The organism is Rhodococcus sp. P4_F5, from assembly GCF_056401315.1.
Map to the genome: position 1 here is coordinate 1 of NZ_JBFUJP010000097.1, position 16,747 is coordinate 16,747.

Sequence of the window (16,747 nt, forward strand, 5' to 3'; positions counted from 1 at the left end):
GTACCGAGGCGTAGCGCAGCGGCAGCCGAGCATCGGTACCGAGGCGTAGCGCAGCGCCAACCTATGGGAGCAGATTCCTGTCTCCTACGGTCGGCGCACTAGTGTGTGGCATACATCTGATCGAGAACACGAGAAATTGGTCAAAGGAGCGAATTGTGACTGTCCGGGTAGGCGTTAACGGCTTCGGTCGTATCGGACGTAACTTCTTCAGGGCCGTCGATGCGCAGAAGGCGCTCGGCACCACTGACATCGAGATCGTGGCGGTCAACGACCTGACCGACAACGCGACTCTGGCTCACCTGCTCAAGTACGACTCGATCCTGGGTCGCTTGCCGTACGACGTCTCCCTGGACGGCGACGACACGATCGTCGTCGGCGAGCAGCGGATCAAGGCGCTCGCGCACCGCGGCCCCCTGAACGAACTGCCCTGGGGCGAGCTGGGCGTCGACGTCGTCGTCGAGTCCACCGGCATCTTCACCGACGCCGCGAAGGCCAAGGGCCACCTCGAGGCCGGCGCCAAGAAGGTCATCATCTCCGCGCCCGCCAAGGGTGAGGACCTGACCGTGGTCATGGGCGTCAACGACGACCAGTACGACGGCAGCCAGAACATCATCTCCAACGCCTCGTGCACCACCAACTGCCTCGGCCCGATCGCCAAGGTGCTCGACGACGAGTTCGGCATCGTCAAGGGTCTGATGACCACGATCCACGCCTACACCCAGGATCAGAACCTGCAGGATGCCCCGCACAGCGACCTGCGTCGCGCGCGTGCCGCGGCCCTGAACATCGTCCCGACCGGCACCGGTGCGGCCAAGGCCATCGGCCTGGTGCTCCCGCAGCTGCTCGGCAAGCTGGACGGCTACGCCCTGCGCGTGCCGATCCCGACCGGCTCGGTCACCGACCTCACCGCGAACCTGCGCAAGCCGGCCACCGCCGAAGAGATCAACGCCGCGATGAAGGCCGCCGCCGAGGGTCCCCTCAAGGGCATCCTCAAGTACACCGACGCGCCGATCGTCTCCTCGGACATCGTCACCGACCCGCACTCGTCGATCTTCGACTCGGGCCTGACCAAGGTGATCGACGACCAGGTCAAGATCGTCTCCTGGTACGACAACGAGTGGGGCTACTCCAACCGCCTGGCGGACCTCATCGGTCTCGTCGCGAAGTCCCTCTGATACACGTGGCTGTCAAGACGCTGAAGGACCTGCTGGACGCAGGCGTCGCGGGGCGCACCGTGCTGGTGCGCTCGGACCTGAACGTCCCGCTGGACAACGGCACGATCACCGACGCGGGCCGCATCGTCGCCTCCGCGCCGACCATCGGCGCGCTCGCCGAGGCCGGCGCGAAGGTCATCGTGATGGCGCACCTCGGTCGCCCGAAGGGCGAGCCGGACCCGGCGCTCTCGCTGGCACCGGTCGCCGCGAAGCTGGGCGAGGTGCTGGGCCGCAACGTTCAGCTCGCCGGTGACGTGGTCGGTCAGGACGCGCTCGCGCGTTCGGAGGGCCTCACCGATGGGGACGTCCTCCTGCTGGAGAACATCCGCTTCGACCCGCGTGAGACCAGCAAGGACGACGCCGAGCGGGCCTCGCTCGCGAAGGCGCTCGTCGAGCTGGTGGACGGGGACGGCGCGTTCGTCTCCGACGGCTTCGGTGTCGTGCACCGCAAGCAGGCGTCGGTGTACGACGTGGCAGCGCTGCTGCCGCACTACGCCGGCAACCTGGTCGCGGCCGAGGTCGAGGTGCTCGAGAAGCTGACCGCCGACTCGGAGCGTCCGTACGCGGTGGTCCTCGGTGGCTCGAAGGTCTCGGACAAGCTCGCCGTGATCGAGGCGCTCGCCCCCAAGGTGGACACCCTGGTCATCGGTGGCGGCATGTTCTACACCTTCCTGGCCGCGCAGGGCGTCAAGGTCGGCAACTCGCTGTGCGAGGAGTCGATGATCGGCACCTGCAAGGACCTGCTCGAGCGGTTCGCCGACGTGCTGCACATCCCGCTCGACGTGGTGATCGCCGACTCGTTCTCGCCGGATGCGGAGTCGAAGGTCGTCTCGGCCCTCGACATCCCGGACGGCTGGATGGGCCTGGACATCGGACCCGGCTCGACGGAGCGCTTCGCGGCGATCCTCTCGGGCGCGAAGACGGTGTTCTGGAACGGTCCGATGGGTGTGTTCGAGTTCGAGAAGTTCTCGGCCGGCACCAAGGGTGTCGCCGAGGCGATCGTCGAGGCCACCGGCAAGGGCGCGTTCAGCGTCGTCGGCGGCGGCGACTCGGCCGCGGCCGTGCGTCAGCTCGGCCTGCCCGAGGACGGCTTCTCGCACATCTCCACCGGTGGCGGTGCCTCCCTGGAGTACCTGGAGGGCAAGAGCCTTCCCGGCATCGAAGCCCTGGAGGTCTGAGGGATGGCACGCAAGCCACTCATCGCCGGCAACTGGAAGATGAACCTCAACCACCTCGAGGCCATCGCCCTGGTGCAGAAGATCGCGTTCTCGCTGCCGGAGAAGTACTTCGAGAAGGTCGACGTGACGGTGATCCCGCCGTTCACCGACATCCGCAGCGTGCAGACGCTGGTCGAGGGCGACAAGCTCCTGCTCACCTACGGTGCACAGGACGTCTCCGCGCAGGATTCCGGCGCGTACACCGGTGAGATCAGCGGTTCGATGCTGGCCAAGCTCGGCTGCACCTTCGTGGTGGTCGGCCACTCGGAGCGTCGCACCCTGCACGGGGAGACGGACGAGACGGTCCTGGCCAAGACGAAGGCGGCGCTGAAGAACGGGCTCACCCCGATCGTCTGCATCGGCGAGGGCCTCGACATCCGCGAGGCGGGCGAGCACGTGGCCTACAACGTCGCGCAGCTGCGGGGCTCGCTCGCCGGCCTGTCCGCGGACGAGATCTCGAAGATCGTCGTCGCGTACGAGCCGGTGTGGGCCATCGGTACCGGTCGCGTCGCCTCGGCGGCGGACGCGCAGGAGGTGTGCAAGGCGGTCCGCGACGAGCTGGTCGCGCTCGCCTCGGCGGAGGTCGCCGCGGGTGTCCGGGTGCTCTACGGCGGCTCGGTCAACGCCAAGAACGTCGGCGAACTGGTCGCGCAGCCCGACATCGACGGTGGACTGGTCGGCGGTGCCTCGCTCAAGGCCGACGAGTTCGCGACGCTGTCGGCGATCGCGGCGGGCGGCCCGCTGCCGTGATCTGACGGTCGCAGAACGAACGCCGGTGGGCGCGTGGACCTTTCGAGGTCTGCGCGCCCACCGGCGTTTCACGTCTCGGGTCTGTGTGGCTGCTGGAACGTGCGGGAGTCTCCGGCGCGGTGTCCGCTCGTACACGTGACGGGGGTAGACGCCCCGTCGCCGCGGGGTCGATGATGAGAGGTGCGGTTCCCCGATGCCGCGAGGGGCGCAGCGGGCCGTCGACCGGAGGAGCGACGCCATGGCAACTTCCCGCAGAGGAAAGATCGCGGTCGACATTCGTGATTCGGTGCCGGACTGGTCGCCGTACCTTCCGGCCCAGGCCCCCGAGGGCGCCCCGAATGTGCTGGTCATCGCGTGGGACGATGTTGGTTACGGCAGCATGGATGTCTTCGGCGGTCCCATCGAGACCCCCACCATGCGGCGCATCGCCGACGCGGGCGTGCGCTACTCGAACTTCCACACCACGGCGCTGTGTTCTCCCACCCGAGCCTCGCTCCTGACCGGCCGCAACGCCACATCGAACGGCATGGCCACGGTCGCCGAACTCAGCTCCGGGTTCCCCGGAATCTCGACCCACATCCCCTTCGAGAACGGATTCATCTCCGAGGTTCTGGCCGAACGCGGCTGGAACACCTACTGCGTCGGCAAATGGCACCTGACCCCGAGCGAGGAATGCAACATGTCGGCGGTCAAGAGCCGGTGGCCGCTCGGCCGCGGCTTCGAACGCTTCTACGGTTTCCTCGGCGGCGAGTCGAACAGCTGGTACCCCGACCTCGTCTACGACAATCACCCGATCGAGGCACCCGGGACCCCCGAGGACGGCTACCACCTCTCGAAAGACCTGTCCGACAAGTCGATCGAGTTCATCCGCGATGCCAAGGCCGTCGACCCCGACAAACCGTTCTTCATGTACCTGGCCCCGCAGGCGGGGCATGCCCCGCACCACGTCCCCGCGGAATGGGCCGACAGATACAAGGGCAAGTTCGATCAGGGCTACGAGGCCATCCGCCCCGAGATCCTCGCCCGACAGAAGGAACTGGGCCTGTTGCCGGAGGACACCGAGCTGTCGCCGATCAACCCCCACGGGGAGCCGACCGCCACCGGCCCGGACGGTCAGCTCTGGCCGGTACTCGACACCGTTCGGCCGTGGGACTCGCTCACCGCCGATGAGCAGCGCCTGTTCATCCGCATGGCCGAGGTGTTCGCCGGGTTCATCTCCTACGCCGACGATCAGCTCGGCCGGGTGATCGACTTCCTCGACGAATCGGGCGAACTCGACAACACCCTGCTCATCGTGATCTCCGACAACGGCGCCAGCGGCGAGGGCGGCCCGAACGGTTCGTTCAACGAATGGCGATTCTTCAACGGCGTCGCCGACACCACCGAGGTGACGCTGCCGCACCTCGACGAACTCGGCGGCCCCGCCTCGTACAACCACTACAACACCGGATGGGCATGGGCGTTCGACACCCCGTTCCCGTATTGGAAGCGGTGGGCCGGGTACGAGGGCGGCATCGCCGACATGTGCATGGTGTCCTGGCCGGCGAAGCTGCAGCCCCGCACCGAACCGCTGCACCAGTACATTCACGCGGTCGACGTCGTCCCCACCGTCTACGAACTCCTCGGAATCGAACCGCCCGCGGTGCTGAAGGGCTACACGCAGAGCCCGATCGAGGGCGAGAGTTTCGCCGCGACGTTGACCGACCCCGCCGCTCCGGGGAAGGAGACCCAGTTCTACGCGATGCTCGGCCAGCGGTCGCTGTACCACGAGGGATGGCTCGCGTGTTCGCTGCACCCGCCGATCTCCGGCTGGGGCAACTTCGGCCACGACGTCTGGGAGCTCTACCACCTCGACGAGGACCGGGCGCAACTCCACAACCTCGCCGACACCGAACCGCAACGCCTCGCCGAGATGAAGGAACTCTGGTTCTACTACGCGGGCATCTTCAACGGCCTCCCGCTGGACGACCGCAACGCCCTCGAACAGGTACTCGCCGACCGCCCGCGCCCCGGCAAGAGCCGCGACCGCTACGTCTACTACCCGAACTGCGCGGACGTCCCCGAAACCGCGGGGGCCTCGATCACCGGCCGTTCCTACACCGTCGCGGCGGGTGTCCACGTGGACACCCGCGACGCGGAGGGCGTGCTCTACGCGCACGGCGGCGTGGCAGGCGGACACAGCCTGTACGTCAAGGACCACCGACTCCGCTACACGTTCAACTGGCTCGGTACCCGTGTCGAAGACGTCGCCGCCGATCGCGACATCACCCCCGGCGATCACGTGTGTACCGCCGAATTCACAGTCAAGGGCCCGAACGAGGACCCGACCATGCCTGGATTCGCCGGCACCCTCGACCTCTACGTCGACGACCAGCAGGTGGCCAGCGGCGAGATCGTCACCCAGCCGGGAGTGTTCTGTCTCGTCGGCGACGGTATCTGTGTCGRACGCGACAGCGCCTCCCCGGTCAACGCCGACTACACGGCACCGTTCCCGTTCACCGGCGGCACCATCGACAAGGTTGTCGTCGACGTCTCCGGGCAACGATACGTCGACCACGAGGCGCAGGTCCGGGGCTGGTTCATGATCGACTAGCACCCGAGTTCGCCGGGCATGCCCGACCCTCCGGATTGTGTGCGTACTGTCGGTTACACACAATCGTGGAGGTGGGTGTCGTGAAGTTCGAGGAGATTCCCGTGGTCAAGAAGGCCGGCGTGCAGATGTTGAAAGCACACCAGTGGATCTACGAGCGCACCGACGGCCGGATCGGTCACCGCCTCCTGGGGGTGCCCTGCCTGCTGCTGGACACGGTCGGCGCGAAGACCGGGCAGCCGCGGGTCAGCAGCCTCACCTACGTCCGGGACGGGCAGGACTACGTGGTGGTCGCGTCCAACGGCGGCGCTCCGCGGTCGCCGGGCTGGTACTTCAACCTGAGGAAGCGGCCCGAGACCCGGATTCGCGTCGGCACCAAGGGGATTGCCGTCACCGCGCGGATGCTCGGTCCGGGGGACGCCGACTACGCCCGACTGTTCGCCGCCGCCGACGCGAACAACGGCGATCGGTACAGCGGCTACCAGCGGCACACCGCGCGGCCGATCCCGATCGTGGTGCTGTCGCCGCGGCAGTGACCTGCGGACGCATCTCCGTAATCGATACATTTCTGTATCCGATACGTTAGTGTATCCATGTGAACGATGTCACAGGGCGCCCGGTCAGCGTGCGCCGCGCGCGCACGCGCGACCGGCTGCTCGACGCCGCACTCGACGTGTTCGCCGAGGAGGGCTTCGGCCGCTCCACCGTCGAACAGGTCTGTGAGCGTGCGGGCTTCAGCCGTGGCGCCTTCTACTCCAACTTCGACTCCCTCGACCAGCTCTTCCTGGCCATGTGGGAGCGGCAGTCGAGCCGACTGCTCGGCGGTATCGCGGCCGCCATCGCGGAGGCGTCGCCGCCGCCCGGCTCCCGGGATCTCGAACGGTCCGCACGCCGGATTCTCGGGGTGATCCCGGTCGAGGACCGCTGGTACCGGGTGTCGGCGGAGTTCACCGCGCACGCGCTGCGGAACCCCTCGCTGCGCGCCGTGGTGGCCGCGCGGGAGTCGGCGATCCTCGCGGCCCTGATGCCGATCGTCGAGACGGAACTGGCCGCCGCCGGCCGCCGCGTCACCGACCCCGTCGCGCTCGGGCGCGCACTGGTTGCCGTCCACGACGGAACGTCCGTGCAGATCCTCCTGGAACCGGACGACGAACAGATTGTCAGCGCGCGCACACAACTGTTCGTGTGCGTGCTCCGTAGCTACAGCGAGAGTGTGTGAGGTGGACATGGCTGCAGATGCCGACGTCATCGTGGTGGGGGCCGGGCTCGCGGGCCTGGTGGCGACCTACGAACTGGTCCAGGCCGGCCGAAAGGTGCTGGTGGTCGACCAGGAGAACGCCGACAACCTTGGCGGACAGGCATTCTGGTCGCTGGGCGGACTGTTTCTCGTCGACAGCCCCGAGCAGCGCCGGATGGGGATCAAGGACTCCTACGAGCTGGCGCTGCAGGACTGGCTCGGCAGTGCCGGGTTCGACCGCGAGCGCGAGGACCACTGGGGCCGGCAGTGGGCGCAGGCCTATGTGCAGTTCGCGGCCGGCGAGAAGCGCTCCTACCTGCACGATCTCGGCCTCAAGGTGATGCCGAACGTCGGCTGGGCGGAGCGCGGCTCGGGGCTCGCCACCGGGCACGGCAACTCGGTGCCCCGCTTCCACATCACCTGGGGTACGGGGCCGGAGGTGGTTCGGGTGTTCCGTGAGCCGGTGCTCGCGGCCGCCGCACGGGGTCTGGTCACGTTCAAGTACCGGCACCAGGTGGACGAGCTGATCGTCGAGGACGGGGCCGCGGTGGGTGTCCGGGGCACCGTCCTCGCGCCGTCCACCGAGCCGCGCGGGGTCAAGTCCAACCGCACCCCGGCGGGGGAGTTCGAGTTGCGCGCGCAGGCGGTGATCGTGACGTCCGGCGGCATCGGCGGCAACCAGGAACTGGTCAAGCAGAACTGGCCGGTGGAACGGCTCGGCCCGGTCCCGAAGCGGATGATCACCGGGGTGCCGGCCCACGTGGACGGCCGGATGCTCGGCATCACGGAGGAGGCGGGCGGCAACATCGTCAACCGGGACCGCATGTGGCACTACACCGAGGGCATCGTCAACTGGGACCCGATCTGGCCGAACCATGCCATCCGGATCATTCCCGGCCCGTCGTCGCTGTGGCTGGACGCGACCGGCAACCGTCTCCCGGTGCCGCTCTTCCCGGGCTTCGACACCCTCGCCACCCTCAAGCACATCGTCGGTACCGGGCACGACCACACCTGGTACATCCTGACCCAGTCGATCATCGAGAAGGAGTTCGCGCTCTCGGGTTCGGAGCAGAACCCGGACATGACCGGCAAGGACCTCAAGCTGCTGCTGGGCCGGGTGAAGAAGGGCGCGACCGGCCCGGTCGAGGCGTTCAAGCAGCACGGCGAGGACTTCGTGGTCCGCGACAACCTGCGCGACCTGGTCGACGGCATGAACGCGATCAACCCGGGCCCGCCGCTGGACTTCGAGCAGGTCGAACGGGAGGTCGTGGCGCGCGACCGGGAGGTGGACAACGCCTACTCCAAGGACATGCAGCTGATGGCGATCAAGAACGCGCGCGCCTACACCCCGGACAAGATCATCCGGGTGGCCAAGCCGCACAAGCTGCAGGACCCCGCGCACGGGCCGATGATCGCGGTGCGGCTGAACCTGCTGACCCGCAAGACCCTCGGCGGCCTGGAGACCAACCTGGACTCGCAGGTGATCCGGCCGGACGGCAGCACCTTCGACGGCCTGTACGCGGCCGGCGAGGTCGCCGGGTTCGGCGGCGGCGGTGTGCACGGGTACAACGCGCTCGAGGGCACCTTCCTGGGCGGCTGCATCTTCTCCGGCCGGGCCGCGGGCCGGGCGCTCGCCCGAGACCTGGGCTAGGCGCTGCGCACTCGTGCGCGCTTTCCGTCCCCAGGGGGCGTGAAGCGCGCACGAGTGGCGGAGCCGCCTGTCAGCCGACCAGCTTGGCCTTCAGCTTCGCGATGGTGTCGGCGCTCAGACCCAGGCCGTCGGTCAGGTACTTGTCCATCGTGCCGTAGGTCGCGGTCATCTCGTCCAGGCCGGCCTGCAGGAAGCTCTCCTCGACGGTCACCAGCGGGATGAAGTTGACGTACTTGTCGCCGAATGCGGCCTTGAGGCCCGCGGTGTTCTTGGCGATCGAGTCCTTGGCGTACTCGTTGGTGAGCAGGTAGTCGTCCATGATCGTCTTCTGGTCGACGCCCGCGAGGGTGAGCAGGACGGCGGACGTCCAGCCGGTGCGGTCCTTGCCCGCGGTGCAGTGGAACACCTGGCCGCCGCCGTCGGTGTTGGCCAGGTCGGTGAACAGTTCCGCGAACTTTGCCTTCTCGACCGCGCCGCTGACGAAGGCCACGTTCATGTCCTGCATCATCTTGCGGGCGTCGTCGGGCGAGTTGATCTTGCCGAGCATCTCGTTGATGTTGCCGGACAGGATCGGGATGCGCTTGTACGTCACGCCGGCCGGGAGCACGTCCTTCTTGCTCGCGACCTCGTCGTCGGTGCGCAGGTCGTAGACGGTGGAGAGGCCGAGGGCGGTGAGGGTGGCCATGTCCGCCTCGTTCGGCACGATCGCGTTCGCCCGGTAGAAGACGCCCTTGTTCACGTGCGCGCCGTCGGCGGTGGCGTAGCCCGCGCCGGTCCCGGCGACGTCCCGGAAGTTGTCGATGCTCGCGAGCCGCGGTGCGTCGGGGGCCRGGGCCTCGGAGCTGCCGAGCGCGGCAGAGCCCGTGTCGAACAGCGAGGCCAGCGCCGGCGGGACGGCCGGCTCGGCCTGGGCCAGCCCGGCGCCGCCCACCCCGGTGAGCAGCGCGGTACTGGCGACCATGAGCACGCCGGCGATCCTGGAACTGTGTCGTGACATTGAGTGGGCCTTCCGATGATGTGGCTAGTCCTGTCGGGACGGGAAGGTAGCCACCGGGGCGACGGACTGTCACGGGGAATGTCCGGTTTCTCCCGCTCAGCGAGCACAAATCGTGCCCGTCACGGCCAGTTGCCGATGTGTGCCTGATTGTGGGGCCGAGACTGTAGGCTGGGACAGCTTGTGGCCATATCCGTCATGCGAAGGGCAGAGTACAGCCGAAATGAAACTGTTCCTGGACATCCTGCTGGTGATCACCAGCCTGCTGCTCATCCTCCTGGTGCTGCTGCACCGCGGCAAGGGTGGTGGCCTGTCCAGCCTCTTCGGTGGTGGCGTGCAGTCCAGCCTCTCCGGTTCCAGCGTCGTCGAGAAGAACCTCGACCGGATGACGGTCTTCACGGCCGCCATCTGGCTCATCGCGATCCTCGGCATCGGCCTGGAGATCAAGTTCAGCTGACCGCAGTGACCCTCACCGGTGTCGGCGTCCGGCCCCGCTCACGCTGCACCGGCGGCGGCGGACGCCGATACTGAGGCGATGACCCGGCCGTCGTCGCAGGAACTGCCACCCGACCCGCCCCGCGAGGCGACGGAACCGCTCCGCGAGGACATTCGGCTGCTCGGCGGTCTGCTCGGCGACGTCGTCCGGGAGCAGGCCGGCGAGGCGGTGTTCGACCTGGTCGAACGCGCCCGAGTCGGGTCGTTCCGCGTCCGTCGTTCGGAGATCGACCGCGCCGAGCTGGCCGCGTTGTTCGCGGACCTCGGCGTCGACACGGCGATCCCGGTGATCCGGGCGTTCAGTCACTTCGCGTTGCTCGCGAACCTGGCCGAGGACCTGCACCGGGAGCGACGCCGCGCGATCCACGTCCGGGCCGGCGAGCCGCCGCAGGACAGCAGCCTGGCCGCGACCTACCGCAAGCTCGACGCCGCGCACCTCGACTCGGCGGTGGTGGCGCGCGCACTCGACGGCGCGCTGGTGGCGCCGGTGATCACCGCGCACCCCACCGAGACCCGGCGGCGCACCGTCTTCGAGACGCAGAGCCGGATCACCGAGCTGATGCGGCTGCGTGAACGCACCGAACTCGACGCCGCCGAGAGCGCCGACGTCGAGCGTGCGCTGCGTCGCCAGATTCTCACGCTGTGGCAGACGGCGCTGATCCGGTTGTCCCGGTTGCGGATTCAGGACGAGATCGAGGTGGGCCTGCGGTACTACGACGCCGCCCTGTTCGAGGCGGTGCCGCGGATCAACGCGGAACTGCGGGCCGCGTTGCGCTCGCGGTGGCCCGACGCGGACCTGCTGCCGGAGCCGATGCTGCGGACCGGGTCGTGGATCGGCGGGGACCGCGACGGCAACCCGTACGTGACCGCCGAGGTGGTGCGCCGGGCCACCCGCCGCGCGGCCGCCACCGCGCTCGGCCGCCACCTGCGCGAACTCGAGTCCCTGGAGCGGGAACTGTCGATGTCCGAGCGGCTGGTCACGGTGTCGTCGGAGCTGACCGACCTGGCGGGCGCGTCCGGCGACGAGTCGGCCTTCCGCTTCGACGAACCGTACCGACGGGCGGTGCGCGGGATCCGCGGCCGGACCAGCGCCACGGCGCGCCGAATCCTCGGCGGCGACGCCGCGTCGCTGCCGTCCCTCCTGCCCGAGCCGCGACTCGCCCCGTACATGGCACCCGCCGAACTGCTCGCCGACCTGGCCGTGGTGGACGCCTCCCTGCGCGGTCACGGCGACGCACTGCTCGCCGACGACCGGCTGGCTTTCCTGCGGGAGTCGGTGCAGGCGTTCGGCTTTCACCTCTCCGGCCTGGACATGCGGCAAAACTCGGAGGTCCACGAGAGGGTGGTGGCGGAGCTGCTGGCGTGGTCGGGCACGCACCCGGACTACCTGGGGTTGGCGGAACCGGACCGGGTGGCGCTGCTCTCCGGCGAACTGCGGAGCAGGCGCCCGCTGACGCGGCCCGACGCGGTGCTGGGGGAGTTGGCCGCCTCGGAGCTCGCGATCCTGGCGGCCGGCGCGCAGGCGGTCCGGGACATCGGACCGGGCGCGGTGCCGAACTACGTCATCAGCATGTGCACCTCGGTGAGCGACCTGCTGGAGGCGGCGGTCCTGCTCAAGGAGGTGGGCCTGGTGGTGCCGGGGGACTCGACCGCCGCGCCGTCCGCCGCGGTGGACATCGTGCCGCTGTTCGAGACGATCGAGGACCTGCGCGGCGGCGCCGCGACCCTGACGGCGGCGCTGGACGTGCCCGTCTACCGGGAACTGGTGAAGGCCCGCGGCTGGCGTCAGGAGGTGATGCTCGGCTACTCCGACTCCAACAAGGACGGCGGATACCTGGCCGCGAACTGGGCGCTGTACCGCGCCGAGCTGGACCTGGTCGAGGCGGCCAGGGCCGAGGGGCTGCGGCTGCGACTGTTCCACGGCCGGGGCGGCACGGTCGGTCGCGGCGGCGGACCCAGCTACGAGGCGATCCTGGCGCAGCCGCCCGGCGCGGTGGCGGGCTCGCTGCGGATCACCGAGCAGGGCGAGGTGATCGCCGCCAAGTATGCCGAACCCCGTCTGGCGCACCGGAACCTGGAGACGCTGCTGGCCGCCACCCTGGAATCGACGCTGCTCGACGTCGAGGGGCTGGGCGACGATGCCGAACCCGCATACCGGCTGCTCGACGAGCTGGCGGAGCGGGCCCGGGTGGCCTACAGCGACCTGGTGCACGAGACGCCGGGGTTCGTCGAGTACTTCACGACGTCGACCCCGGTCGCGGAGATCGGCGCGCTCAACATCGGCAGCCGTCCGGCCTCGCGCAAGCCCACCGAGTCCATCGCGGACCTGCGGGCGATCCCGTGGGTGCTGTCCTGGAGTCAGTCCCGGGTGATGCTGCCCGGCTGGTACGGCACCGGCGCGGCGTTCGAGGACTGGGTGGACGGGGACCCGGAGCGGCTGGCCCGGCTCACCGACCTGTACCAACGGTGGCCGTTCTTCCGGACCGTGCTCTCGAACATGGCGATGGTGATGGCGAAGGCGGACATGGGTCTGGCCGCACGGTACTCGGAACTGGTGCCGGACCCCGAACTGCGCGAACGGGTGTTCGGCAAGATCACCACCGAGTACGCGCGGACGGTGGAGATGTGCATGGCCGTCACCGGCAGTGACGACCTGCTGGCCGACAACCCGGCGGTCAAACGGTCCGCGCACAACCGGTTCCCGTACCTCGAACCGCTCAACCACCTGCAGGTGGAGCTGCTGCGCCGGTACCGGGCCGGCGACGACAGCGACCAGGTGCGGCGCGGGATCCAGCTGACGATGAACGCGCTCGCGACCGCGCTGCGGAACAGCGGCTAGGGCCAACAGCGGCTAGGACGATATATTGACTTATGTCGAAGAGGTGGCATGCTTGGGACGTACCTAATTCGACATATGTCACATACATGGAGGCTGTCATGTCACGCGCCCAGCTCGCACTCAACGTCGACGACCTGGAGGCGGCAGTCGCGTTCTACTCGAAGCTGTTCGGGACCGAACCGGCGAAGCTGAAGCCGGGCTATGCGAACTTCGCGATCGCGGAACCGCCGCTGAAGCTGGTGTTGCTCGAGAACCCCGGCAAGGGCGGCACGATCAACCACCTCGGCGTCGAGGTCGAGTCGTCCACGAAGGTGCACGAGGAGATCGCACGTCTGACCGGCGAGGGCCTGTTCACCGACGAGGAGATCGGCACGACCTGTTGCTTCGCCACCCAGGACAAGGTGTGGGTGACCGGTCCGGCCGGGGAGAAGTGGGAGATCTACACGGTGCTCGCCGATTCGGAGACCTTCGGGTCGAGCCCGCAGCACCTCGATCTCCTGGCCGCCGAGGAGGGCGGTGTCTGCTGCGGCACGGCATCGGCAACCGATCCGGCGTCCGAGGAGTCGACGGCACCGGCCGGTCCGTCCTGCTGCTGACGTCGACCGTTGGCGAGTGACTGTCGGCCGACCGAAACGGTCGGCCGACAGTCGTCGTCAGGCGGTGGTCGGAAAGAGTTCGGCGACGAGCGCCTCGACCCGGTCGCGGATCTCGTCGCGGATCGGGCGGACGGCGTCGACGCCCCTGCCCGCCGGGTCCTCGAGCGCCCAGTCCCGGTAGCTGACGCTCAGACGAGCCGTACCGCCGGGCGGTGCGCGGGGTGCGCGGCCGGACCGGCGCCACGGCGCGCCGAATCCTGGCCGACGACGCCGCGTCGCTGACGTCCCTGCTGTCCGAGCCGCGCCCCGCGCCGTACCTGGCGCCCGCCGGCCCGTCCGTCACAAAACTGTGAGGAATGTCATATTCTGTGCTCGGCCCAGTGGTGCGAATGGGGCGCAAGAGTCAGAACGGGGTCAATGAAACTGATGGGTTCTCGAAATTCGACCGATAGCTTCATCCGATAGTCGATGGTCATGCCGGGCCGCGGAACGACGGCCGTTGAGCGCTGTACTAAAGCCGCCCTACCAGGATAGTCTCCGAGCCCGCCTGGGCATTTTGCTGACGGCGCGTTCATCGGTCACGGTGCGGGGGTCGGAGTCCGGGAGTTGGCGTGTGTGCAGTCGTGTCAGGCCTTGGAGCAGTGAGCTCAAATGATCAGAAAGTGAGCTCGAATGACTAGGAGTGAGCCGAGGCTGGCCAACCGGCTGTTGAACATCGGTCTGCGATGGAAGGTCGCCGCGGTGCTCGCCGTGCCGGTTACCGCGGCCGTGGTGCTGGGCGGTCTCCGGGTGGAGAACGAAATCACCACCGCGGCGAATTTCAGTTCCGCTGCAGAACAGGTCGCCGAGATCCCGGCCATCGTCGAGGTCGGTACCGCACTCGGCACCGCCTCGGCGGCGGTGGGCACCGGGACGATGACGGCCCAGGACATCCAGGCGGTCAAGGACGGCGTGGCAGCCGCTCGCCCCGCGGTCGGGAACCCGGCGCTCAGCCCGGCGGTGAGCACAGACCTCGACCGGGCCCTGACGACGGTCGAACAACTGACGGAAGAGATCGAGTCGCGTACGACTTCTCCGGACCTTCCGAAGCGAACCACAGACGTCCGCGCGCAGCTGGCTGGGATCATCGACGAGATCCTGGAACCGATCGAAGATCCAGATGTCATTTCCGCTCACAGCCGATTGACCGGCTCCTGGTCCGCGCAGCGGCGCCTTGCCGACCAGGTCACCGGTGCTCTCACGCTTCTCAAGGACCCGAATGCCCCGCTCACCAACCTGGTGACCGCGGCGGGCGCCGAACTGGCGATGATCGACTTTCTGGCCGGCCAGTTCCCGACGGTGGACAGCCAGATCGACGTGCTCCGCGATGGCGTCACCTACCGCGTCGGCGCGATCGAAAAAGCTGCGGGTGGCCCGTTGCCGATGCTCGAACTTCGTCAGTCCCTCATCGAGAGTCGCGACATCTACGGTGCGCTGATCGACGAGTCCTCGAGGGACATCGTGAGTACCGTTGACCAGCGTGCCGAGGCGGCACGGGCCGCGGCGCTACGCGACGGCCTCCTCGTGCTCACGACACTGTTGGCCACGGTGGTCCTCGGGCTGCTGGTGGCACAGTCGTTGGTCCATCCGATCCGACGGCTGCAGCAGAGCGCGCTGCAGGTCGCCAACCACGACCTGCCCGACGCCATCGAGCGGATCAAGGTCGGCGACAGCTCCGCGGTCACCGACTTCGAGCCGATCCCGGTGCACACCACCGAGGAGATCGGCACGCTCGCCCGCGCTGTCGACGACATGCACGGTCAGGCGCTCAAGCTCGCCGGCGAGCAGGCGCAGTTGCGGCTGCAGATCGGTGACATGTTCGAGACGCTCGCCCGGCGCAGCAAGCTGCTGGTCGACCAGCAGCTCGGTCTGATCGAGAACCTCGAGTTCGAGGAGAAGGACCCCACGCGGCTCGAGAGCCTGTTCCGGCTCGACCACCTCGCGGCCCGTATGCGTCGAAACGGCGACAACCTGCTGATCCTCTCGGGTACCCGTACCCGCCGCGGCCACTCCGAGCCCGTCCAGGTCGGTGACGTGCTGCGCGCAGCGATGTCCGAGGTCGAGGACTACCAGCGGGTGGAGGTCGGCTCCCCGCCGCAGGGCGCGATCGCGGGTACCGTCGCCACGGACATCGTGCACCTGCTGGCCGAACTGCTGGACAACTCGCTGCGCGCCTCACCGCCCGAGTCCAGGGTGACGTTCAACTTCGACCGCGCCGTCGACGGCGGCCTGTTGCTCGAGATCTCCGACATGGGCATCGGCATCCCGCCGGCCGAGATGGTCGCGATCAACCAGCGGCTGACCGTGGGCGGCGAGGTCAGTGCCGAGACGGCCCGCCACATGGGGCTGTTCGTCGTCAGCGAGCTCGCCACGCAGCACGGCCTGACCGTCCGGATGCGCCCGACCTTCGACACCGTCCGGAACCAGGGCGTCACCACGAGCGTGCACATTCCGCGCACCGTGATGGTCTCGCCGTTGGCGCTGGCCATGACCGGCCCGCAGTCTGCGCTGGAGACTCACGACGACGCGACGGCCGCTCAGCAGTGGGCTCCCGCGCCGATGCGGCAGATGCCCGAGCCCATCGCCCCGGTCTCCGTCACCGTGGGTCCGGGTCCGATCACCCTGTCGCAGGATGGCGCGGCCCCGGCGCCCGAGCCGCCACAGCCTGTCGCGGGATCGTCGTTGCCGCAACGTAACCCGGGCGCTGCGGCGGGGTTCACGGAGCGACCCACTCCGGCCCCGATCGCATCGCTTCCGCGGCGCACACCCGGCGCCACTCCCGGGTTGCCGCAGCGAACCGACACGGTCGCGCCGGCGCCCGTGCAGAGCCCCGTGCAGACTCCCGTGCCGACCCCGGCGCCGGAACCGGTCGTCGCGCCGGCGCCCGCGGCCGGACCGCCCACCGACGAACCGGGTGTGTCGAGGCGGCACCGCTATCGCCTGAACTCGGAGAAGACGGCGTCGTTCTTCGCGGCCCGGCCGCGGACGGAGGAGCCGCCGGCGCTGCTCTCCACCGAGACGACACCGATCTTCATGGGGATGGTCTCGGACTGGCTGACCGACCCCACCGATGCCGAGGTGAGCCCGGCCTGGAAGTCCGCCGCGGACGTAGGCTGGGACGCCGC

The 16,747-nt window shown here is 68.7% G+C and carries 13 protein-coding genes and 1 pseudogene; 12 read left to right on the plus strand and 2 right to left on the minus strand.

The genetic code is table 11. From position 1 onward, the window contains the following. Positions 1-155 precede the first annotated feature (155 nt). The 7 genes from gap to AC1DU4_RS24400 all read left to right on the plus strand — a co-directional run bounded on the left by gap (position 156) and on the right by AC1DU4_RS24400 (position 8,659). Positions 156-1,175, plus strand: a complete 1,020-nt coding sequence (gene gap, locus AC1DU4_RS24370; protein WP_072847411.1) for a type I glyceraldehyde-3-phosphate dehydrogenase — start codon at positions 156-158, stop codon at positions 1,173-1,175. 5 nt (positions 1,176-1,180) lie between these two features. Next, positions 1,181-2,392 (plus strand): phosphoglycerate kinase, encoded by a 1,212-nt coding sequence (locus tag AC1DU4_RS24375; RefSeq protein WP_477844271.1) that lies wholly within the window; start codon positions 1,181-1,183, stop codon positions 2,390-2,392. Between the two features lie 3 nt (positions 2,393-2,395). After that, positions 2,396-3,181, plus strand: a complete 786-nt coding sequence (tpiA, locus tag AC1DU4_RS24380) for a triose-phosphate isomerase (RefSeq protein ID WP_072847413.1) — start codon at positions 2,396-2,398, stop codon at positions 3,179-3,181. A 238-nt stretch (positions 3,182-3,419) separates the two neighbouring features. Beyond that, entirely contained in the window at positions 3,420-5,774 is a 2,355-nt protein-coding gene (locus AC1DU4_RS24385; protein ID WP_477844273.1) for a sulfatase-like hydrolase/transferase, read from the plus strand. A 125-nt stretch (positions 5,775-5,899) separates the two neighbouring features. After that, on the plus strand, positions 5,900-6,307 hold the full coding sequence (locus tag AC1DU4_RS24390; RefSeq protein WP_477844287.1) for a nitroreductase family deazaflavin-dependent oxidoreductase: 408 nt from the start codon (positions 5,900-5,902) through the stop codon (positions 6,305-6,307). A gap of 59 nt (positions 6,308-6,366) precedes the next feature. Beyond that, positions 6,367-6,990: a TetR/AcrR family transcriptional regulator gene (locus AC1DU4_RS24395; RefSeq protein ID WP_477844275.1), complete on the plus strand. Its 624-nt coding sequence runs from the start codon at positions 6,367-6,369 to the stop codon at positions 6,988-6,990. A 7-nt stretch (positions 6,991-6,997) separates the two neighbouring features. Further along, positions 6,998-8,659 carry an FAD-binding dehydrogenase gene (locus AC1DU4_RS24400; protein ID WP_477844277.1) on the plus strand — a complete coding sequence of 554 codons (1,662 nt, stop codon included), beginning with the start codon at positions 6,998-7,000 and terminating at the stop codon, positions 8,657-8,659. A 70-nt stretch (positions 8,660-8,729) separates the two neighbouring features. On the opposite strand, the gene AC1DU4_RS24405 is transcribed toward AC1DU4_RS24400, so the two are convergent. After that, positions 8,730-9,620, minus strand: a complete 891-nt coding sequence (locus tag AC1DU4_RS24405) for a tyrosine-protein phosphatase (RefSeq protein WP_477844289.1) — start codon at positions 9,618-9,620, stop codon at positions 8,730-8,732. Between the two features lie 256 nt (positions 9,621-9,876). On the opposite strand from AC1DU4_RS24405, the gene secG reads away from it, so the two are divergent. The 3 genes from secG (at position 9,877) to AC1DU4_RS24420 (ending at position 13,583) form a co-directional block, all read left to right on the plus strand. Further along, positions 9,877-10,110 (plus strand): preprotein translocase subunit SecG, encoded by a 234-nt coding sequence (gene secG, locus AC1DU4_RS24410; RefSeq protein ID WP_072847417.1) that lies wholly within the window; start codon positions 9,877-9,879, stop codon positions 10,108-10,110. Positions 10,111-10,188: 78 nt separating this feature from the next. Beyond that, positions 10,189-12,987, plus strand: a complete 2,799-nt coding sequence (gene ppc / locus AC1DU4_RS24415; protein ID WP_477844279.1) for a phosphoenolpyruvate carboxylase — start codon at positions 10,189-10,191, stop codon at positions 12,985-12,987. A 98-nt stretch (positions 12,988-13,085) separates the two neighbouring features. Continuing rightward, positions 13,086-13,583: an ArsI/CadI family heavy metal resistance metalloenzyme gene (locus AC1DU4_RS24420; protein ID WP_477844281.1), complete on the plus strand. Its 498-nt coding sequence runs from the start codon at positions 13,086-13,088 to the stop codon at positions 13,581-13,583. A 57-nt stretch (positions 13,584-13,640) separates the two neighbouring features. Here the strand turns inward: AC1DU4_RS24420 and AC1DU4_RS24425 are convergent. After that, a pseudogene (locus tag AC1DU4_RS24425) lies at positions 13,641-13,766 on the minus strand (heat-shock protein HtpX); the annotation flags it as partial. Between the two features lie 29 nt (positions 13,767-13,795). On the opposite strand from AC1DU4_RS24425, the gene AC1DU4_RS24430 reads away from it, so the two are divergent. Both AC1DU4_RS24430 and AC1DU4_RS24435 read left to right on the plus strand, forming a co-directional pair. Continuing rightward, positions 13,796-13,936: a hypothetical protein gene (locus AC1DU4_RS24430; RefSeq protein WP_477844283.1), complete on the plus strand. Its 141-nt coding sequence runs from the start codon at positions 13,796-13,798 to the stop codon at positions 13,934-13,936. A gap of 319 nt (positions 13,937-14,255) precedes the next feature. Further along, positions 14,256-16,747: sensor histidine kinase (locus AC1DU4_RS24435; RefSeq protein ID WP_477844285.1), on the plus strand; the 2,492-nt coding region annotated here is incomplete at its 3' end.

Excerpts from the sequence above, each read along its gene's own strand:
- tpiA (WP_072847413.1), top strand. The coding sequence starts at position 2,396 with ATGGCACGCAAGCCACTCATCGCCGGCAACTGGAAGATGAACCTCAAC.
- AC1DU4_RS24400 (WP_477844277.1), top strand. The coding sequence starts at position 6,998 with ATGGCTGCAGATGCCGACGTCATCGTGGTGGGGGCCGGGCTCGCGGGC.
- AC1DU4_RS24390 (WP_477844287.1), top strand. The coding sequence starts at position 5,900 with ATGTTGAAAGCACACCAGTGGATCTACGAGCGCACCGACGGCCGGATC.
- secG (WP_072847417.1), top strand. The coding sequence starts at position 9,877 with ATGAAACTGTTCCTGGACATCCTGCTGGTGATCACCAGCCTGCTGCTC.
- ppc (WP_477844279.1), top strand. The coding sequence starts at position 10,189 with ATGACCCGGCCGTCGTCGCAGGAACTGCCACCCGACCCGCCCCGCGAG.
- AC1DU4_RS24420 (WP_477844281.1), top strand. The coding sequence starts at position 13,086 with ATGTCACGCGCCCAGCTCGCACTCAACGTCGACGACCTGGAGGCGGCA.